We start from the raw sequence: 18,570 nt of genomic DNA on the forward strand, positions 1-18,570 counted from the left end.
TCGGTAGAGACCCCTGCAGAGTGCACAATTCGCACGTTTTGCGCAAGCCTGTCTGCGGCGATCAAAGTGGCGATCAAATCGGGGGCCACGGGATCGCCGGCCAGTCCTCGGAGGGATGCGGGTGGACCCCGGTGGCCAGCAGCCTCTTGACCCGCTCCCACGTGGCCTCCACCTCGGCCTGGGTCAGCAGCTCGCGCAGGCGCCGGCCGAGGCGCCCCCGCTCGATCTCGCGCTCCAGCCGCACCAGCACGTTGACCGCCTCGCGCGGGAGCGTCTTGCCGCGCCACTGCCACAGCACGGTGCGCAGCTTGTCCTCCACCGCGAAGCAGACCCCGTGGTCGACCCCGTACACGTGCCCGTCGGGCAGCGGCAGCAGGTGGCCCCCCTTGCGGTCGGCGTTGTTCACCACTGCGTCGAACACGGCCATGCGGCGCAGAGCGGGGTTGCGGCTGCGCATCAGGGCCATGAGATCGGTCTCGGGATCGGCGTCGATCCACAGCTGCACCATCCCCGGGCCGAAGGGGCCGTCCCGGTAGACCGTCGGCGGCACGATGCGCCATCCGGTGGCGGCCGCCACCTCGTAGGCGGCCACCTCCCTGGCCGCGAGCGTGCCGTCGGGGAAGTCCCACAGGGGGCGCTCCCCGCGCACCGGCTTGTACACGCACGCCGCCGCGTGCTCGCCGTTCCTGATGGAGCAGTAGAGCGTCATGTTCGTGGCCTCGACGAGTCGTCCTGCCACTTCTAAGGTGCCCTCCCGCAGCAGGCGCATGGCCGCCGCGTCGTCCAGCCCCGGCCCGTCCACGTCGCTGATGCTCGCCTCGCCCTCGGCCGTCATCCGGTTCCTCGCCCGCGCGGCGCGAGGCCGCCCTTCCACCCGTTCCCGCCGCGCCTCATGCCGACAATCCTCCGGGGTGGTGACCGTTGAGGCGGACGCATATGTGGCCCTCGGAGTCGAGGGGCCGGCCGCACAGCGGGCACGGCGGACGGCCCGCGGCGACCACCTCCAGCGCACGGCGGCTGAACGCGCGGGCGGCGGCGGCGCTGATCCGCACCCTGAGGACGGCGGGCTCGGGACGGTCGTCCAGCGGCGGCTCGTCCTCCTCGTCCGCCTCGTCGTCCTCGGTGGCCTCCTGCGCCTCGATGATCACCTGGGCGGTCTCGGGATCCCAGGCGAGCGCCATCGTGCCCACCCGGAAGTCCTCGTCGATCGGCAGGTCGAGCGGGCCCTCGTCGGCCAGCTCCGCGGGGGCCATGGCCGGGACCGGTGCGCGCCCGCCGCTGCGCCGCAGCACCTCGTCGAGCAATTCGTCGAGGCGGTCGGCGAGCACGGCGACCTGGAACTTCTCGAGCGCCACCGTGGTGATCCTGCCCTGGCCTCGGGCCTGCAGGAAGAAGGCTCGCGCGCCCGGTTGCCCCACGGCACCGGCCACGAACCTGTCAGGCGGATCGTAGTCGAAGACCGGCATAGCCCGACCTTATGTGGTCCCGGGTCCACCGCCGACGGCGGCATCGCTTCCGGTGATGGTTTCTCCCCCGTCTTGGTCCTCCGACACCTCCGGCGGGGGCACCAGGTTGGCCACTCCCCCGCCCACGTCGTTGGCCCTGAGCAGGAAGGGACGCAGGGGGGTGTAGCGGATCACCGTGACGGACGCGGGATCGGCCGTGACCCGCTGGAACTGGTCCAGGTGCAGGCCCAGCGCGTCGGCCACGATCGCCTTGATCACGTCCCCGTGGCTGCACACCAGATAGGTGGCCTTCTCGCCGAGCCGCTCGTTCCAGTCGCGTACGGCCCGCACGGCCCGGTTCTGCACCTCCGCCAGCGCCTCCCCGCCGGGGAACACCGCCGCGCTGGGATGGGCCTGCACCACCCGCCACAGCGGCTCCTCGGCGAGCTCCTTCAGCGGCCTGCCGGTCCAGTCGCCGTATCCGCACTCGCCGAACCTGTCGTCGGTCTGCACGGAGACGGGGCGGCCGTGCGCGATGGCGGCGGCGGTCTCCTGGCACCGCTCCAGCGGGCTGGACACGATGGCGTCCAGCTCCAGGGGCGCGAGCCGTTCGGCCACCGCGCGCGCCTGCTCCCGGCCGCGCTCGTCGAGGTGGACGCCGGGGGTCCAGCCGGCCAGCACGGGGCCGGTCATCGCGGTGAGGCCGTGCCGTACGAGGAGGACGGTCGTCATGACTGCACCACCCCGAGGGCCAGCAGCGTGAGGAGGAACGTTCCGGCGAAGACGCGGTAGACGACGAAGACGATGGTCGAGTGGCGCGCCACGTAACGCAGCAGCCAGGCGATCGAGGCGTATCCGACGACGAACGACACGACGGTCGCGATCAGGGTCGGCGCGACAGGCGGGCCGCCGCCGTCGCCGACGTGCCGCAGCTCGAACAGCCCCGACAGGATCACCGCCGGGATCGACAGCAGGAAGGAGTAGCGGGCGGCCGCCTCGCGCGTGTATCCGAGGAACAGCGCGCCGGTCATCGTGGAGCCCGAGCGGGAGGCGCCGGGGATCAGCGGCAGCATCTGCCAGGCGCCGATGATGAGGCCGTCGCGCATGTTGAGGTCGGCGACCTCCTTCTTCTTGCGCCCCATCTGGTCGGCCACGAGCAGCAGCAGGCCGAAGACGATGAGCATGGCCGCGTTCAGCCACAGGTTGCGGGCCGGGCCCTCGATCGCGTCCTTGAACAGCAGGCCGGCGACGCCGATCGGGATCGTGCCCAGGCCGATGTACCACCCCATGCGCGCGTCGAGGTCGCCGCGCAGCTCCGGCGTCCACAGGCTGCGCAGCCAGGTCCAGGTGATCCGGACGATGTCCCGCCAGAAGTAGATGAGCACCGCGAGCATGGTGCCGAGCTGGATCACCGCGGTGAACGCGGCGCCTGGGTCGCCCCATCCGGCCAGCTTGGGCACGATCAGCAGGTGGGCCGAGCTGGAGATGGGCAGGAACTCGGTGAGACCCTGCACGAGCCCGAGCACGATCGCCTGTAGTACGTCCATGGTGCGGACAGCCTATCGGCTAGTCTGTCCGCACCATGGACCAGCGACTAGTCGGGCGCAGCGGTCTGTCGGTGTCCAGGATCGGGCTCGGCACGATGACCTGGGCCCGCGACACCTCCGCCGAGGAGGCGACGGCGCAGCTCACCGCCTTCGCCGAGGCCGGCGGCACGCTGATCGACACCGCCGACGTGTACGGCGGCGGCGACGCGGAGCGCCTGATCGGCCGGCTCATCCGCGACGTGGTGCCGCGCTCGGAGCTGGTCATCGCCACCAAGGCCGTGCTCACCCCCGGCGGCGAGCGCGACGCCTCCCGCCGTCACCTCATCCGCGCGCTCGACGCCTCCCTGGCCCGGCTCGGGCTGGAGGAGGTCGATCTGTGGCAGCTCCACGCGTTCGACCCCCGGGTTCCTCTGGAGGAGACGCTCGCCGCCGTCGACTTCGCCGTCTCCACCGGGCGTACGGCCTACGCGGGCGTGTGCAACTACACGGGCTGGCAGCTCGCGGCCGCCGCCACGTGGCAGCGGTGCGGCGACTCACGGGCCCCGGTCGTCGCGGCGCAGGTGGAGTACTCCCTGCTGGCCAGGGACGCCGAGGAGGAGCTGCTGCCGGCCGCCGGGCACGTGGGCGCCGGTGTCCTCGCCTGGTCGCCGCTGGGACGCGGCGTGCTGACCGGCAAGTACCGCACCGGCATCCCCGCGGACTCCCGCGCCGCCACCCCGCACTTCGCCGAGTTCGTCCGGCCATACCTGGACGAACGGTGCCGCAGCATCGTGGAGTCGGTGACCACGGCGGCCGAGGGGCTCGGCGTGTCGCCGCTCGCCGTGGCGCTCGCCTGGGTGCGCGACCGCCCGGGCGTGTCGTCGGCGATCGTCGGCGCGCGCACCCACGCGCAGCTCCTCGGCGTGTTGCAGGCCGAGAAGCTGACGCTGCCGTGGGAGATCCGCGAGGCTCTGGACGACGTCTCCGACCCCTGATGGCCGCGCCGGACGTGGGAGGCGAACGAGAATCGTCCTCACGTATCACACATCGATACCGAACTGCAACTTTCTACTGCATAACCCCGCGCTCCGGCGAAGAGTGGCGGGTATGTCGGGGATGGACCAGAGCACTGCGGAAGGGGACACATGGGGATCGTAGGCAAGGCCTCCGCGATCTCCGCCGGGGCTCTCGCGATCACCCTGGCCGGAGGACTCCCTCTCGCCGCATCCCCGGCACAGGCCCTCGATTGCACGAGCGGCGGCGGCCTGGTCTCGGGCATCACCGGCGGCGTCTGCTCCCTGGTGGACGGCGTGGGCCGCCTGGCGGACGGCGTCACCGACGTCGCGGACAAGGCCACCGGCGGGGCGACGGAACCGGTCACGAAGGCCGTGGACGACACGCTGAAGACGACCACCGGAGCCGCGGGCACGGCGGTGAACGACGTCGGCAAGGCGGTCGACAAGGCCGGACGGACGCTCACCGGGGCGGCGGACACCGCGGCCGGCGCGGCGAGCGGATCGGCGGGAGACGCCGGCGGAGCGGTGAGCGGAGCGACCGGAGCGGTAGGCGGAGCCACGGGAGTGGTGAGCGGGGCGACCGGAGCGCTGACGGGCGGCGAATCCGGAGCCGCGCACAGCCCCGCCCCCAGCATCCAGAAGCTCACCGACGGGCTGACCCGCGCCGTCCAGGACACCTGCCTGCCCCTGGTCGCCGGCGAGGGCTGCGCGTCCGACGAGAACCGCGAGAGCGGCGAGGACGGGCGGAGCGCCGGGAAGACACGGCCGGCCGGAAAGAAGGCCACCCGGCCCAAGGCGTCCATGACGCCCGAGGGCACCCTTTCGCCCGAGCCGTACCGGCCGCGTCTCGTCGCGGCGCTCGACGACACGCCGGAGACGGGCCGCGCGGCGAAGGTGGACCCCGACGAGGACGGCGTGATCCCCCTCCTGTGGCCCGGGCAGAAGATGCCCGAACTGCCCGAACTGCAGGGCGCCCCGGCGGGCGCGCGCGCTCGGGCCCACCGGTCCTACGACGCGGCGGGAACGGCCCTCACCGCGGTTCTGCTGCTCTCGGCGCTGCTCGCCACCCGCGTGGTCTCGGCCCGGCGGGCGCGTGCCGGGCAGCAGGAGCCGCACGAGTCGATCCCCTTCGAGGGCGGCCTGCGGCTGCCGGGAAAGGCGGGGCGCCACCGGCTCGCCTGACGGCGACACAACGCGTGGGCCAGGCCCGCGCTGCTCCTCGCCGGTTGATGGGTTGATGCGAACCCGCGCCGGATGATCGCGCATCAACCGCGGACCGGGTTGTCCATGCCGTGACGGCACCGCGAGGTGCCCGGGGCCACGGAAGGAGCAGCTCGGGATGAGATGGAGCATCGCACTCAAGGCGCTGGCCGTCCCGGCGGCGGCCGTCGTGCTGACGACGACGGCGACCGGTGCGGGCGCCGGAACGGGAGACGGGCCGGGATCGGGGTCGGGGTCGGGCCGGACCGGCACGGTGAGGCTCGACGGCATTGCGCGCGGCGGGACCGCCCACCTCCCGCGCCGCGTCTCCGACACGCTGTGCGACCAGGGGCGCAAGAGCGCGCAGACCTGTGACGGGACCGACCCGATCAGGAGCCACTGCGACGACAGGGCGTACACCGTGGCGAGTTCGCGGCTCTGGTATCACGACGGCCGCGGACGGGCCACGCGGCCCGCCGGCGCCACCGTCGAGTTGCGGTACTCCCCCCGATGCGGGACCAACTGGTCGAGGGTCACGCTCGACGAGGGGCGCACCGCGCCTGTGGGCGTTCTCGTGTGCCGGGGCGAGGACTTCGGCGACTGCACCGAGACGTACGCGACCCGCGGCGGCACCGCGTACTCCGACCAGCTCTACGCGAAGGACGTGGAGGCGACGGCGTACGCGCTGTGCTGCGGCACCTGGCCGGACGTCGCCTCCGCCTGGGCCCGGGGCTGAGCCCGCCGCGGAACCGACGGTCCCGCGCCCGTACGCCGCCTCGTGCGGGAGGCGGGCGCGGGAACGGGGGCCGGTCCCGCGGCCGTCCGGCCTCGTCACGCGCCCGCGAGGAGGCCGGACGGGGCCTCCGTCAGGAGTACCAGGTGGGCTCGGGGATCTCGTCGCGCAGGCGGTGGACGCCCACCTCGCGGCGCTTGTACGCCACGGGGTCGTGCAGGGTGTGGGTGCGCACGTTGCGCCAGAACCGGTCGAGCCCGTATCGGGACGCGGTCGAGCGGGCCCCGGTGGCCTCGAAGACGCGCGAGGTGACCTCCAGGGCCACGTCGGTGGCGTGCGCCTTGACCGCGGCCACCCGCACCTCGTGCTCCCCGCGCAGCCGGGGGGTGACCTCGTCCGGGTTGAGGTGGAACCACAGGCCCTCGCGGGCGACCTCGTCGGCCAGCGCCTCGGCCGCCCACAGCTTGGCGGTGAGGTCCCCGTAGAGGTCGATGACGTACGGCTCGTCGACCGCGCGCTCGTGCCCGCCGTGCAGCCACGGGCGGGTGTGCTCCCTCGTGTACGCCAGCGCGGTCTCCAGCGCTCCCCTGGCGATGCCGAGGTAGAAGTTCACGAACACGAGCTGGATGGTCGGCACGTTGAGGGTGGCGTAGACGCGCGGCCGGAACTCCTTGTCCACGTAGCCGAGGGCGTCGCGCCACGGCGCGCGCACGCCGGAGACGGTGACGCTGCCGCTCTCGGTCAGCCGCTGGCCGATGTTGTCCCAGTCGTCATGGAAGGTCAGCCCCTCGGAGTCCGAGGGGACGATGGCGAAGACGTGCTTGTCCGTGCCTTCCAGCACGCCCTCGAGGACGGTGACGTCGGAGACCTTGCTGCCGGTGGAGAAGGTCTTGCGCCCGTCGAAGACGAGGGTGTCGCCCTCGTCGCGCACGACGATGTCGCGGTCGCGGGGGTTGACGGCCCCGCCGAAGAACCAGCGGTGCCGGGCGGCGTCGGCCTCGACGCGCTCCCACTGCTCGCGGGTGCCCACCAGGCGCGCCGCCCAGTTCCAGAGGTAGTGGTAGCCGAGCAGCTGGCCGATGGAGCCGTCGGCCGCGGCCACCTCGCGGACGACGCGGTAGGCGGTGGGCCAGTCCTGCGCCGCGCCGCCGTGCCCGGCCGGTCCGAGCAGCGTGACCAGGCCGGAGTCCTTGAGCAGCCCGATCTCCGCGTACGGGGTCTTCGCGGCCTTGTCACGCTCGGCGGCGTCCACCGCGAGGACGGCGGCCACCTCGCCGGCGCGCGCGATCCACTCGTCCGGAGTGCGCGGCGCCGGGCCGTCCGTCCAGTCCGTACGGCTGGCGTGAGCGATGGTCACGTGTCGTCTCCTCTCGTGTGCGGCGCGTCGCGCCGGCTGTCGCTCACCAGGTTAGGCAACATTCTCTACTTGTTAAGTAGGAAAATTGCCGAACGGCCGGTAGGGTCGCCCTTGAACACCACCGGCGAAACCCCCTTGGACGAGGTGGACGACGATGCGCATCGAGCAGCTCGAGTACATCCGCGCGGTGACCCGCCTCGGCTCGCTGCGCCGGGCGGCCGACCACCTGCACCTGTCCCAGCCGGCGCTCAGCGAGACCGTGCGCAACCTGGAGCGGGAGCTCGGCGTCGACCTCCTGGAGCGGCGCCGGTCCGGCGCCACGATCAGCGACAAGGGCCGGGAGCTGCTGCCGTACATCAACGGCGTGCTGGAGGCGGTGGACCGCCTGCGCGGCGCGGCCGACGAGCAGCATCGCACGGCCCGCCTGGTCAGGCTGGGCACGGTCAACGCGGCCACCGTCCCGCTGCTGATCCCCGCCGTACGGGCGTTCCGGGAGGCCCATCCGGCGACCCAGGTCGAGGTCGTCGGCGCGCAGCAGGCCGAGATCCACCGGCGCATCCGGGAGGGGAGCTTCGACCTCGGACTGGTGAACTACCTGAGCGGCGACGACCTGCCGCCCGACCTCGCCACGACCGAGCTGCTGCGCGGCCGCCCGGTCGTGTGCGTACGGCCCGACAGCCCGCTGGCCTCGCTGCCCGCGGTCGAGGTCGCCGACCTGCTCCGCGAGCCCCTGATCGTGATGCGCTCCGGCTATGTCATGCACCGCCTGGTGCACCGCCTGCTCGGCGGGCGGGCGCCGTCGTTCTCGTATTCGACCGACGGCGCCGAGATGGGCAAGCTCATGGTCGCCGAGGGGCTCGGCGCCACGGTGCTGCCCGAGTTCAGCGTGGCCGGCGACCCCCTCCTGCGCAGCGGCGCGATCACCTACCGGCCGCTGGCGCGGCACGTGGCGGAGGTCCTCCTGGTGATCCAGGCACAGCGGTCCGCCTCCGGCCCCCGGGTGGCCCGCGACCTGCACCGGTTCCTCCTCGACCGGGCACGAGAGTGCCGCGCCGACGCCCGGGCGCGCGCCGCGGGGTGAAAGCGCAGGAGTGACAGGGCGGAAGTGACAGGGCGGGGTGCCAGTGGTGGAGTTACAGGGCGGCCCTATCACTCCCCCGCCGATCGCATGTGGAACTCCGGGGCGCGGCGGACATACGATCCCAATTGTTCAAGTAGGGAATGCCTGAAAGGGGTCCTTCGTGTCCGCGAACGTCAGTCCCGAGCCGCTGCGGTTCGCCTACTGGGTGCCCAACGTCAGCGGCGGGCTCGTCACCAGCACGATCGAGCAGCGCACCGACTGGAGCTACGACTACAACCGGAAGCTGGCGGTGCTCGCGGAGAACAACGGCTTCGAGTACGCCCTGTCCCAGGTGCGCTACATGGCCAGCTACGGCGCCGCGTACCAGCAGGAGTCGACGAGCTTCAGCCTGGCGCTGCTGCTCGCCACCCAGCGGCTGAAGGTGATCGCCGCCGTGCACCCCGGCCTGTGGCACCCGGCGGTGCTGGCCAAGCTGCTCAGCACCGCCGACCACCTCTCGGGCGGCCGGGCCGCCGTCAACGTCGTGAGCGGCTGGTTCAAGGGCGAGTTCACCGCCCTGGGCGAGCCGTGGCTGGAGCACGACGAGCGCTACCGGCGGGCCGAGGAGTTCATCCGCGTCCTGCGGACGAGCTGGACCGAGGACAAGGCGCAGTTCCAGGGCGACTTCTACCGGCTGCACGGGTACGACCTGCAGCCCAAGCCGCTCTCCGGGCCGGACCGCCCGCACCCCGAGGTCTTCCAGGGCGGCAACTCCACGGCGGCGCGCGCCATGGCGGGCCGGGTCTCCGACTGGTACTTCAGCAACGGCAAGGACTTCGACGGCGTCACCGAGCAGATCGAGGAGGTCGGCGCGGCGGCGCGGGCCCACGGCCGCCGGGTGCGGTTCGGCCTGAACGGCTTCCTCATCGCCAGGGACACCGAGGCGGAGGCGCGCGAGACGCTGCGCGAGATCGTGGCCAAGGCCGACGTCGAGGCCGTCCACGGGTTCCGCGACGCGGTCCGCCAGGCCGGCCGGTCCACCCAGGACGGACGGGGAATGTGGGCAGACTCCTCGTTCGAGGACCTGGTGCAGTACAACGACGGCTTCCGCCCCCGCCTCATCGGCACTCCGGAGCAGATCGCGCACCGGGCGATCGAGTACAAGAAGCGCGGCGTCGACCTGCTCCTGCTCGGCTTCCTGCACTACCACGAGGAGGTCGAGTACTTCGGCCGCCACGTGCTGCCCATCATCCGCGAGCTGGAGGGCGAACTCGCGGCGAAGGGCGCGTTCCCGGCGGAACCTGCCCGGGCCTGATCCCATGACCGATCTCACCCACGCACCCGTTCACCCCTTGGGGACCGCGCACGTCGTCACCGGTGACGAGGAGGCCCTCGCCGTCGCCGCCGGGCTCGCCGGCCGGTTCGCCAACGGCGCCGCCGGACGCGACGCCCGCCGCGAGCTCCCGCACGCCGAGCTGGCCGAGCTGTCGGCGAGCGGCCTGCTCGGCATCACCGTCCCCCGCGAGCACGGCGGCGCCGACGTGCGGACCGCGACGCTGGCGGAGGTCATCCGCCTGCTCGCCACCGCCGACCCCAACATCGCCCAGATCCCGCAGAGCCACTTCGTGTACGTCAACGTGCTGCGGCAGCAGGGGTCCGCGGCGCAGCGGGAGTTCTTCTTCGCCGAGGTCCTGGCGGGCAGGCGGTTCGGCAACGCCCAGTCGGAGGCGGGCACCCGGCACGTGCAGGACTACCGCACCCGGCTGCGCTCCGCGGAGGACGGCGGCTTCGTCCTCGACGGCGTCAAGCACTACTCGACCGGGGCCCTGTTCGCCGACTGGATCACCGTGCTGGCCAAGGACCCCGCCGACCGGCTCGTCGTCGCGTACGTGCCGGCCGGCGCGCCCGGCCTCACGGTCGTGGACGACTGGGAGGGCATGGGCCAGCGCACCACGGCCAGCGGCACGGTCCGGCTGGAGGGCGTGCGGGTGCCGGCCGACCGCGTGGTCCCCCATCACCTGACCTTCACCGGGCCGCAGCTGCACGGCGCCCACGCGCAACTGCTGCACGCCGCCATCGACGTCGGCATCGCCCGCGCCGCGCTCACCGAGGCCGCCGAGTTCGTCCGGACCCGCAGCAGGCCCTGGTTCGAGAGCGGCCTCGACCACGCCGCCGACGACCCCCTGACCATCCAGCGCTTCGGAGAGCTGGAGGTCTCCGTGCGGGCCGCGGAGGCGCTGCTGGGTGAGGCCGGGCGGGCGGTCGACCGGGCGCGGGAACGGCTCGACGACGAGACCGCGGCGGCGGCCTCCATCGCGGTCGCCACGGCGAAGGCGTTCGCCGACCCGGCGGCCGTCGAGGTGACCGATGCCCTGTTCGAGGTGTCGGGCACCAGGTCGGCGCTCGACTCGCTGAACCTGCACCGGCACTGGCGCAACGCCCGCACCCACACCCTGCACGATCCGGTGCGCTGGAAGATCCAGCACATCGGCCGGTACGCGCTGAACCGGACCCCGCCCCCACGGCACGGCCTGATCTGATCCGCGAACCCGGCCCCACTCCGAATCCGGTCCCATCTGACGGAGGTTCCGCCATGTCCACCATCGTCGTCCTGTCGGGCAGTCCCTCCGCGGTCTCGCGTACCGCGGCCCTGTGCACGCACCTCGCCGGCCGGCTGCGCCTCCTCGGCCACGAGGTCCGCACCGTACACGTGCGCGACCTGCCGGCGGAGGCGCTGCTGTCGGCCGACACGGGGCACCCGCGGATCGCCGAGGTCGTCGGCCTCATCGGCGAGGCGGACGGCGTCCTGGTCGCCTCGCCCGTGTACAAGGCCGCCTACAGCGGACTGCTGAAGACGTTGCTCGACCTGCTGCCGCAGTTCGCGTTCGCGGGCAAGGTCGTGCTGCCGATCGTCACCGGCGGCAGCCCCGCCCACGTGCTGGCCATCGACTACGCGCTGCGCCCGGTCCTGACCTCGCTCGGGGCCGACCATGTCGTGCCGGGATGGTTCGTCCTGGACCGGCACATCGCGGTCCGCGGCGACGAGGCCGGCCTCGACCCGGACCACTCCGCCCCGCTCTACCGCGTGGTCGACGCCTTCGCGTCGGCCGTGGCCGCGCGCCGCCCGCTGCTGGCCGCGTCCTGAGGGGACCCCGATGACACTGACGTTCCACTGGTTCCTGCCCACGTACGGCGACAGCCGCCACCTCGTCGGCGGCGGGCACGGCACGGACATCACCACGGCCGGCGGAGACCGGCCCGCCACCCTGGCGTACCTGGGCCAGATCGTGCGCGCCGCCGAGCAACTCGGCTTCGAGGGGGCTCTCACCCCGGCCGGCGCCTGGTGCGAGGACGCCTGGCTGACCACCGCCATGCTGGTCGCGGGCTCCGAGCGGCTGAAGTTCCTGGTCGCCTTCCGGCCGGGGCTGCTGTCGCCCACGCTCGCCGCGCAGATGGCCGCCACGTTCCAGCGCCACTCGGCCGGGCGTCTGCTGGTCAACGTCGTCACCGGCGGCGAGGACCACGAGCAGCGCGCCTACGGCGACCACCTCGCCAAGGACGAGCGCTACGAGCGCACCGACGAGTTCCTCACGGTCGTACGCGCCCTGTGGCGCGGGGAACGGGTCACCCTGGAGGGCAGGCACGTCAGGGTCGAGGACGCCGCGCTGAGCCGGGTGCCTTCCCCGGTGCCGGCCGTGTACTTCGGCGGGTCGTCCCCGGCCGCGGGCAGGGTGGCGGCGCGCCACAGCGACGTCTACCTGACCTGGGGCGAGCCGCCCGCGCAGGTCGCCGAGAAGCTCGCCTGGATCCGCGGGGAGGCCGCCGCGGCCGGCCGCGAGGTGCGCTTCGGCATCCGGCTCCACGTGATCAGCCGGGACACCTCGGCGCAGGCGTGGGCGGAGGCCGAGCGGCTGCTGTCGGCCCTGGACCCGGCCGTCATCGCGTCGGTGCAGGCCGGTCTCGCGCGCAGCGGGTCGGAGGGGCAGCGGCGGATGCTGGCCCTGCACGGGGGCCGCACGGACGCGCTGGAGGTCTCGCCGAACCTGTGGGCCGGTGTGGGGCTCGTCCGCGGCGGCGCGGGCACGGCCCTCGTGGGCAGCCACGTCGAGGTGGCCGAACGGATCGAGGAGTACCACGCTCTCGGCATCGACGAGTTCGTGCTGTCCGGTCACCCGCACCTGGAGGAGGCCTACTGGTTCGGCGAGGGCGTCCTGCCCCTGCTGCGCCGCAGGGGGTTGTGGCGGCACCCGGTGGACGCGCCCGACGACCCGATCCCCGCCGCCATCCCGTTCGCCGGCGCCGCGTCGCGGTGACCTCCCGACGACGCGGGACTCCCGGGGGCGCCGTGCGCACCGCGGCACCGCCGAGGGCGGAGCGAGACGAGGGCAGGCGCGAGGGAGTGCGTGCGGGCGTGCGGGGTCAGCGCGCGCAGCGGGTTCTCGCGTGGGGGCCTTCCTTCCGCCCGATGACCACCCATCCCTCCACCCAGACGCATCCGCGTGCGAGGGAGAGCATGTCCCCGTAGCTGCCCGGCGGCGTGTTGTTCGACCATTGGGAGCGCACCTGGGCGTTGTCCGCCGGACGATGCGCGGCGAGCCACACCGTGTAGAGATGGGGATTGTCGAAGTGCGCCGAGGCCCAGGCCGTGTCGCACTCGGGACTGCGCCGCAGCCGTAACGTCCCGAAGCGGGTGCCGTCGGGCAGGTTCAAAGGGACGGCGTCGAGCGTCTCGATCGTCTCCAGGTCGTCTCCGCACCCGCGGGCGCGGGGGTCGTCGCCGTCCATGTCCTCGGCCCGGCTCGCGTCCCCCGCCCTGTCGGTGACGTGCTGGTTGCGCGAGGTCCAGCCGGGCGCGAACCCCACGCCGCGCAACGCGGCGCCCAGCGCCACCACTCCGACGACCACGAGGACGGCGGCGAGCGCGAGCAGACGCCCGCGCCGCCGCGCCCAGCCCGCGAGGCCACCGCGCCCTGCGTCTGCCCCTGCGTCTACCCCTGTGTCCGCCCCGGCGTCAGGGCCGCCGTCGTGCGCGCCGCCCTGCACGCTGCCCTGCCGGCCACCGCGCCCGCTGCCGTCTCCGGCCGGTGGGACGACCTCGGCGGCGCCGGGAGCCGGAGACGAGGGTCCTCCCCCGGCCTGTTCCTGCGGTTCCGCCGTCCGCTCCGAGACCTCCTCGCTGACCCGATGCCAGCGCCGCGCCCACGCGTCCTCGTCGCCCCCGCAGGCCCGCACGAAGGCGAGGGTGACCTCCAGGCTCGGGAAGACACGGCCGCCCGCGGCCCGCGACAGCACCGTGGGCGAGTAGTGCGCCCTTTCCGAGAGGGCCCGGTAGGTGGGCGACCCGGCCTCCTCGCGCAGCCGCCGCAAGGAGACGGCGAACGCCTGTACGGGCCCTTCCTCGGGGCTGAGGTCGCGCTCTGGTCGTCCCATGGTCCCCACACGAGTTCGGCGGCCACGTCGCCGCGGGCGACGCCGTCCGGGGGCGTACGGGGACGGGGCGGCCCGGGCACCACGCTCGCGTCTGACCGTCCATGCCCACTCAGGGGAACGGGCGGGCGTCAGACACGCCCAGATGCTAAGCGCAGGGACGGGCCGCGGCAAGATTCGCAAGCCGCCGCGGCCCGTGAGCCCGTCCGATGCGAGAGGCGGGACGTCGCGAACGGGGTGCCGTCAGGCGCCCATCGCGTGCACGCCGCCGTCGACGTGGACGATCTCGCCGGTGGTGGCGGGGAACCAGTCGGACAGCAGCGCGACGCACGCCTTGGCGGCGGGGGCGGTGTCCGCCAGGTCCCAGCCGAGCGGCGCGCGCTCCGGCCAGGAGTCCTCGAACTCCTTGAACCCGGGGATGCTCTTGGCCGCCATCGTGCGCAGCGGACCGGCGGCGACGAGGTTGACCCGGATGCCGTGCTTGCCCAGGTCGCGCGCGAGGTAGCGCGAGCACGACTCCAGCCCGGCCTTGGCCACGCCCATCCAGTCGTAGACCGGCCACGCCTTGGTCGCGTCGAAGTCCAGGCCGACGACCGCGCCGCCCTCCTTCATCAGCGGCAGGCAGGCGACGGCGAGCGACTTGAACGAGAACGTCGAGACGTGGACCGCGGTGGCGACGTCCTCCCACGAGGTGTTGAGGAAGTTGCCGCCCAGGCAGGACTGCGGGGCGAACCCGATCGAGTGGACGACCCCGTCCAGCCCGTCGATGTGCGCGCCGACGCGGTCGGCGAGCGTGTCGAGGTGATCGTTGTTCTGGACGTCCAGCTCGATCACCGGTGGCGGCTCGGGCAGCCGCTTGGCGATGCGCTCGACCAGGCTGAGGCGGCCGAAACCGGTCAGCACGACCTGGGCGCCCTCCTCCTGGGCCAGCTTCGCCACGTTGAAGGCGATCGACGCGTCGGTGAGGACGCCGGTGACCAGCAGTCGCTTCCCGTCCAGCAAACCCATGTCCAGCTCCAGTCAGTCGGGTGTCCGGCTCAGTGGCCCATGCCGAGGCCGCCGTCGACGGGGATGACCGCCCCGGTGATGTAGGAGGCGTCGTCGCTCGCCAGGAACCTGACGACCCGGGCGATCTCCTCGGTCTGCGCCTGCCGCCCGAGCGGGATGCTCTTACGGATCTGCTCCTGCTGCGCCTCGTCGAGCACCGCGGTCATGTCGGTCTCCACGAACCCGGGCGCGACCACGTTGACCGTGATGCCGCGCGAGCCGAGCTCGCGGGCCAGCGACCGGCCGAAGCCGACCAGACCGGCCTTGGAGGCGGCGTAGTTGGTCTGACCGGCGGAGCCGGACAGGCCGACGACGGAGGAGATCAGGATGATGCGCCCGCGCCGCAGGCGCAGCATGGGCCGCACGGCCCGCTTGGCGACGCGATAGGCGCCGGTCAGGTTCGTGTCGATGACGTCGGTGAAGGTCTCCTCCTTCATCATCGGCAGCAGCGTGTCCTTGGTGATCCCCGCGTTGGCGACGACCACCTCGACCGGGCCGTGCTCGGCCTCGGCCTTCTCGAAGGCGGCGTCGACGTCGGCGGAGCTCGTCACGTCGCAGCGAACCCCGAACAGCCCCTCCGGGGGCTCGCCGGAACGGTAGGTGACGGCGACGGCGTCCCCCGCGGCGGCGAGCTCGCGGGCGATCGCGAGGCCGATGCCGCGATTTCCGCCGGTGACGAGAACAGAGCGAACCATGCGACCGACCGTATCGGCTACTTGGGGGTAGTCCACTTGTCCGCAGGGCACAAGATCACAGGGTTAGGATCGTGGACATGCGCCAGATCGACCCCGACTTCCTCGCCCTGCCTCTGCGGCGGCTGGCGGACGCGGCCCTGCAGCGCGCCCGTGACCTGGGAGCCGAGCACGCCTCGTTCCGGCTCGAACGCGTGCGCGCCGAGACGCTGCGCCTGTTCGACGCCCGGCTCGAAGGATCCTCGGACGCCGACGACCTCGGCTTCGCCGTACGGGTGATCAAGGACGGCACCTGGGGCTTCGCGTCCGGGATCGAGCTGACCCCGGAGGCGGCGGCCCGGGCGGCCGAGGAGGCCGTGCGGGTGGCGGCGGTCAGCGCGCCCATCAACCGCGAGCCGGTGGAGCTCGCCCCCGAGCCGGTGTACGGCGACGTGACCTGGGTGTCGGCCTACGAGGTCGACCCGTTCGACGTGCCGCTGCCGGACAAGGCGGCGCTGCTCGCGGAGTGGTCGTCCGGCCTGCTCGGCAGGGTCGACCACGTCTCGGCCTCGCTCATGCAGGTCAAGGAGCAGAAGTTCTACGCCGACACGGCGGGCACGGTCACCACGCAGCAGCGCGTGCGGCTGCACCCGGTCCTGACGGCGATGCGGGCCGACGGCGACCGGTTCGACGACATGCGCACGCTCGCCCCGCCGGTCGGCCGGGGGTATGAGTACCTGACCGGCACCGGCTGGGACTTCCCCGCCGAGCTGGCCGAGATCCCCGACCTGCTGGACGAGAAGCTCAAGGCGCCCTCGGTCGAGGCCGGGCCATACGACCTGGTGATCGACCCGTCGAACCTGTGGCTGACGATCCACGAGTCGATCGGCCACGCGACCGAGCTGGACCGGGCCCTCGGCTACGAGGCGGCCTACGCCGGCACCTCGTTCGCCACCTTCGACCAGCTCGGCACGCTGCACTACGGCTCGCCGGTGATGAACGTGACGGGCGACCGCACGGTCGAGCACGGGCTGGCCACCGTCGGCTGGGACGACGAGGGCGTGGCCGGACAGTCGTTCGACATCGTCCGCGAGGGCAGGCTGGTGGGCTACCAGCTCGACCGGCGGATGGCGCTGCTGAAGGGCCTCGGGCGGTCGAACGGCTGCGCGTTCGCCGACTCCCCCGGGCACGTGCCGATCCAGCGGATGGCCAACGTGTCGCTCCAGCCGGCGGCGGACGGCCCCTCCACCGACGAGCTGATCTCGCGGGTCGAGCGCGGGCTCTACGTCGTCGGCGACAAGAGCTGGTCGATCGACATGCAGCGGTACAACTTCCAGTTCACCGGCCAGCGGTTCTACCGCATCGAGAACGGCCGCCTGGCCGGGCAGCTGCGCGACGTGGCCTACCAGGCGACGACGACGGACTTCTGGCGCTCCATGGAGGCCGTCGGCGGCCCGCAGACGTACGTGCTCGGCGGCGCCTTCAACTGCGGCAAGGGCCAGCCGGGCCAGGTCGCGCCGGTCAGTCACGGCGCTCCGGCGGCCCTGTTCCGCGGCGTACGGATCCTCAACACCGTCCAGGAGGGTGGCAGCAAGTGAGCGACGGGGTGACCACACCGCAGGAGACGGTGGAGCGGGCGCTCGCGCTGAGCGAGGCCGACGGCTGCGTCGTGATCGTGGACGAGGGCTCGACCGCCAACCTGCGCTTCGCGGGCAACACGCTGACGACCAACGGGGTCGCGCGCTCCTCCCGGCTCACCGTGATCTCCGTCGTGGGCGCCGGGGTGGGGGTCGTCTCGCGCTCCGCCGTACGGGCCGACCAGCTGGCCGACGTGGTGGCCGCGGCGGACCGCGCCGCGCGGGAGGCCCGGTCGTCCGAGGACGCCCGGCCTCTGGTGGAGGGCACGGCGGGTGCGGGCTGGGAGCGCCCGGTGGAGCCGACCTCCATCGGCGTGTTCGGGGATTTCACCCCCGCGCTCGGCGAGGCGTTCGCCGCCGCCGACGCCTCGGGACGCAGGCTGTACGGCTTCGCCGAGCACAGCATGACCTCGACGTTCGTCGGGTCGTCGACGGGCCTGCGGCTGCGTCACGACCAGCCGACCGGGCGGCTCGAACTGAACGCCAAGTCGGCGGACATGACGCGCTCGGCGTGGACGGGCGTGGCCACGCGCGACTTCTCGGACGTGGACGTGGCCGCCCTGGACGAGACGCTCACCCGGCGGCTCGACTGGGCCAAGCGGCGGATCAGCCTGGAGCCGGGCCGCTATGAGACGCTCCTGCCGCCGACGGCGGTCTCCGACCTGATGATCTACCTGTACTGGGCGGCCGGCGCGCGGGACGCCGCCGACGGCCGCACGGTGTTCTCCCGGCCGGGCGGCGGCACCCGTGTGGGCGAGCGGCTCTCGACGCTGCCGATCTCGCTGCACAGCGATCCGGCGCGGGCCGGCGTCGAGTGCGCGCCGTTCGTCGTCGCGCACTCCTCCAGCCGGGAGCAGTCGGTGTTCGACAACGGCCTGTCCCTGGCCCACACCGAGTGGATAAGCGACGGCACGCTGGCCAATCTCGTGCAGACCCGGCACTCCGCCGAGCTGACCGGGCTCGCCACCACCCCGCAGATCGACAACCTGATCATGACGGGACCGGAGGACGGCCGCTCGCTGGAGGAGATGATCGCCTCGACCGAGCGGGGACTGCTGCTGACCTGCCTGTGGTACATCCGCGAGGTCGACCCGCAGTCGCTGCTCCTGACCGGGCTGACCAGGGACGGCGTCTACCTGGTGGAGAACGGCGAGGTCGTGGGCGAGGTCAACAACTTCCGGTTCAACGAGTCGCCGGTCGACCTGCTCGGCCGCCTCAGCGAGGTGGGCCCGAGCGAGCAGACGCTGCCGCGCGAGTGGAACGACTGGTTCACCCGCGCCGTCATGCCGCCGGTCCGGGTGCCGGACTTCAACATGTCGACGGTCAGCCAGGCCAGCTAGCGCGGTGAGGCGGCCCGCCCCCCGCGATCATGTCGTTCATCTGCTCGAACGGCGCGGCTGCGGCCGCGCCGAGCGCCCGCGAGCGCCGCGCGCAGCTCCTGGTCGATCCGG

Annotated in this window: 18 protein-coding genes; 10 read left to right on the forward strand and 8 right to left on the reverse strand. The window is 73.0% G+C overall.

Annotation, left to right across the window (positions count from 1 at the left end):
* Positions 1-73: 73 nt before the first annotated feature.
* From FLW16_RS08320 to FLW16_RS08335, 4 genes are read right to left on the reverse strand one after another with little or no spacing between them, the layout of a single operon-like run.
* The gene (locus tag FLW16_RS08320) at positions 74-835 is read right to left on the reverse strand and encodes an SCO1664 family protein (RefSeq protein WP_142559323.1); all 762 of its coding nucleotides are present in this window, start codon (positions 833-835) and stop codon (positions 74-76) included.
* 55 nt (positions 836-890) lie between these two features.
* Complete coding sequence (locus tag FLW16_RS08325) at positions 891-1,466, reverse strand: DUF3090 domain-containing protein (protein ID WP_142559326.1); 576 nt, start codon at positions 1,464-1,466, stop codon at positions 891-893.
* Positions 1,467-1,475: 9 nt separating this feature from the next.
* Entirely contained in the window at positions 1,476-2,177 is a 702-nt protein-coding gene (locus tag FLW16_RS08330) for a histidine phosphatase family protein (RefSeq protein WP_142559328.1), read from the reverse strand.
* Positions 2,174-2,992: an undecaprenyl-diphosphate phosphatase gene (locus tag FLW16_RS08335; RefSeq protein ID WP_142559330.1), complete on the reverse strand. Its 819-nt coding sequence runs from the start codon at positions 2,990-2,992 to the stop codon at positions 2,174-2,176. The genes FLW16_RS08330 and FLW16_RS08335 overlap by 4 nt, the downstream gene beginning before the upstream one ends.
* A 35-nt stretch (positions 2,993-3,027) precedes the next feature.
* Between FLW16_RS08335 and FLW16_RS08340 the strand changes: the two genes are divergently transcribed.
* From FLW16_RS08340 to FLW16_RS08350, 3 genes are all read left to right on the forward strand, one after another.
* Positions 3,028-3,966: an aldo/keto reductase gene (locus tag FLW16_RS08340; protein ID WP_142559332.1), complete on the forward strand. Its 939-nt coding sequence runs from the start codon at positions 3,028-3,030 to the stop codon at positions 3,964-3,966.
* A 150-nt stretch (positions 3,967-4,116) separates the two neighbouring features.
* Positions 4,117-5,169, forward strand: a complete 1,053-nt coding sequence (locus tag FLW16_RS08345; RefSeq protein ID WP_142559334.1) for a hypothetical protein — start codon at positions 4,117-4,119, stop codon at positions 5,167-5,169.
* A 157-nt stretch (positions 5,170-5,326) separates the two neighbouring features.
* Complete coding sequence (locus tag FLW16_RS08350) at positions 5,327-5,923, forward strand: DUF2690 domain-containing protein (protein WP_142559336.1); 597 nt, start codon at positions 5,327-5,329, stop codon at positions 5,921-5,923.
* Positions 5,924-6,053: 130 nt separating this feature from the next.
* Here the strand turns inward: FLW16_RS08350 and FLW16_RS08355 are convergent, their stop codons facing one another.
* Positions 6,054-7,277 (reverse strand): acyl-CoA dehydrogenase family protein, encoded by a 1,224-nt coding sequence (locus FLW16_RS08355; RefSeq protein ID WP_221890957.1) that lies wholly within the window; start codon positions 7,275-7,277, stop codon positions 6,054-6,056.
* Between the two features lie 154 nt (positions 7,278-7,431).
* On the opposite strand from FLW16_RS08355, the gene FLW16_RS08365 reads away from it, so the two are divergent.
* From FLW16_RS08365 to FLW16_RS08385, 5 genes are all read left to right on the forward strand, one after another.
* Positions 7,432-8,358 carry a LysR family transcriptional regulator gene (locus FLW16_RS08365; RefSeq protein ID WP_185949322.1) on the forward strand — a complete coding sequence of 309 codons (927 nt, stop codon included), beginning with the start codon at positions 7,432-7,434 and terminating at the stop codon, positions 8,356-8,358.
* A gap of 160 nt (positions 8,359-8,518) precedes the next feature.
* Positions 8,519-9,652: a dimethylsulfone monooxygenase SfnG gene (sfnG, locus tag FLW16_RS08370; protein WP_142559338.1), complete on the forward strand. Its 1,134-nt coding sequence runs from the start codon at positions 8,519-8,521 to the stop codon at positions 9,650-9,652.
* Between the two features lie 4 nt (positions 9,653-9,656).
* A complete protein-coding gene (locus FLW16_RS08375) occupies positions 9,657-10,877 on the forward strand; it encodes an SfnB family sulfur acquisition oxidoreductase (protein ID WP_142559341.1) in 1,221 nt (406 codons plus the stop codon).
* Positions 10,878-10,930: 53 nt separating this feature from the next.
* The gene (ssuE, locus tag FLW16_RS08380) at positions 10,931-11,482 is read left to right on the forward strand and encodes an NADPH-dependent FMN reductase (RefSeq protein WP_142559343.1); all 552 of its coding nucleotides are present in this window, start codon (positions 10,931-10,933) and stop codon (positions 11,480-11,482) included.
* Positions 11,483-11,492: 10 nt separating this feature from the next.
* On the forward strand, positions 11,493-12,650 hold the full coding sequence (locus FLW16_RS08385) for an LLM class flavin-dependent oxidoreductase (RefSeq protein ID WP_142559345.1): 1,158 nt from the start codon (positions 11,493-11,495) through the stop codon (positions 12,648-12,650).
* A gap of 106 nt (positions 12,651-12,756) precedes the next feature.
* On the opposite strand, the gene FLW16_RS08390 is transcribed toward FLW16_RS08385, so the two are convergent.
* The 3 genes from FLW16_RS08390 to fabG all read right to left on the reverse strand — a co-directional run bounded on the left by FLW16_RS08390 (position 12,757) and on the right by fabG (position 15,506).
* Positions 12,757-13,767, reverse strand: a complete 1,011-nt coding sequence (locus FLW16_RS08390) for a helix-turn-helix domain-containing protein (RefSeq protein ID WP_142559347.1) — start codon at positions 13,765-13,767, stop codon at positions 12,757-12,759.
* Between the two features lie 240 nt (positions 13,768-14,007).
* On the reverse strand, positions 14,008-14,772 hold the full coding sequence (fabI, locus tag FLW16_RS08395; protein ID WP_142559349.1) for an enoyl-ACP reductase FabI: 765 nt from the start codon (positions 14,770-14,772) through the stop codon (positions 14,008-14,010).
* A gap of 29 nt (positions 14,773-14,801) precedes the next feature.
* Complete coding sequence (gene fabG, locus FLW16_RS08400; RefSeq protein ID WP_030507227.1) at positions 14,802-15,506, reverse strand: 3-oxoacyl-[acyl-carrier-protein] reductase; 705 nt, start codon at positions 15,504-15,506, stop codon at positions 14,802-14,804.
* Between the two features lie 77 nt (positions 15,507-15,583).
* On the opposite strand from fabG, the gene FLW16_RS08405 reads away from it, so the two are divergent.
* Complete coding sequence (locus tag FLW16_RS08405) at positions 15,584-17,080, forward strand: TldD/PmbA family protein (protein ID WP_142559351.1); 1,497 nt, start codon at positions 15,584-15,586, stop codon at positions 17,078-17,080.
* Positions 17,077-18,459 (forward strand): metallopeptidase TldD-related protein, encoded by a 1,383-nt coding sequence (locus FLW16_RS08410; RefSeq protein ID WP_142559353.1) that lies wholly within the window; start codon positions 17,077-17,079, stop codon positions 18,457-18,459. The genes FLW16_RS08405 and FLW16_RS08410 overlap by 4 nt, the downstream gene beginning before the upstream one ends.
* Positions 18,460-18,570: the final 111 nt, after the last annotated feature.

It is taken from the genome of Microbispora sp. KK1-11, from assembly GCF_006874435.1.
Classification (GTDB): domain Bacteria; phylum Actinomycetota; class Actinomycetes; order Streptosporangiales; family Streptosporangiaceae; genus Microbispora; species Microbispora catharanthi.

Bases quoted from the DNA above. Each gene is read 5' to 3' on its own strand.
- FLW16_RS08320 (WP_142559323.1), bottom strand. From the start codon at position 835: ATGACGGCCGAGGGCGAGGCGAGCATCAGCGACGTGGACGGGCCGGGG.
- FLW16_RS08325 (WP_142559326.1), bottom strand. From the start codon at position 1,466: ATGCCGGTCTTCGACTACGATCCGCCTGACAGGTTCGTGGCCGGTGCC.
- FLW16_RS08330 (WP_142559328.1), bottom strand. From the start codon at position 2,177: ATGACGACCGTCCTCCTCGTACGGCACGGCCTCACCGCGATGACCGGC.
- FLW16_RS08335 (WP_142559330.1), bottom strand. From the start codon at position 2,992: ATGGACGTACTACAGGCGATCGTGCTCGGGCTCGTGCAGGGTCTCACC.
- FLW16_RS08340 (WP_142559332.1), top strand. From the start codon at position 3,028: ATGGACCAGCGACTAGTCGGGCGCAGCGGTCTGTCGGTGTCCAGGATC.
- FLW16_RS08345 (WP_142559334.1), top strand. From the start codon at position 4,117: ATGGGGATCGTAGGCAAGGCCTCCGCGATCTCCGCCGGGGCTCTCGCG.
- FLW16_RS08350 (WP_142559336.1), top strand. From the start codon at position 5,327: ATGAGATGGAGCATCGCACTCAAGGCGCTGGCCGTCCCGGCGGCGGCC.
- FLW16_RS08365 (WP_185949322.1), top strand. From the start codon at position 7,432: ATGCGCATCGAGCAGCTCGAGTACATCCGCGCGGTGACCCGCCTCGGC.
- FLW16_RS08375 (WP_142559341.1), top strand. From the start codon at position 9,657: ATGACCGATCTCACCCACGCACCCGTTCACCCCTTGGGGACCGCGCAC.
- ssuE (WP_142559343.1), top strand. From the start codon at position 10,931: ATGTCCACCATCGTCGTCCTGTCGGGCAGTCCCTCCGCGGTCTCGCGT.
- FLW16_RS08385 (WP_142559345.1), top strand. From the start codon at position 11,493: ATGACACTGACGTTCCACTGGTTCCTGCCCACGTACGGCGACAGCCGC.
- FLW16_RS08390 (WP_142559347.1), bottom strand. From the start codon at position 13,767: ATGGGACGACCAGAGCGCGACCTCAGCCCCGAGGAAGGGCCCGTACAG.
- fabI (WP_142559349.1), bottom strand. From the start codon at position 14,772: ATGGGTTTGCTGGACGGGAAGCGACTGCTGGTCACCGGCGTCCTCACC.
- fabG (WP_030507227.1), bottom strand. From the start codon at position 15,506: ATGGTTCGCTCTGTTCTCGTCACCGGCGGAAATCGCGGCATCGGCCTC.
- FLW16_RS08405 (WP_142559351.1), top strand. From the start codon at position 15,584: ATGCGCCAGATCGACCCCGACTTCCTCGCCCTGCCTCTGCGGCGGCTG.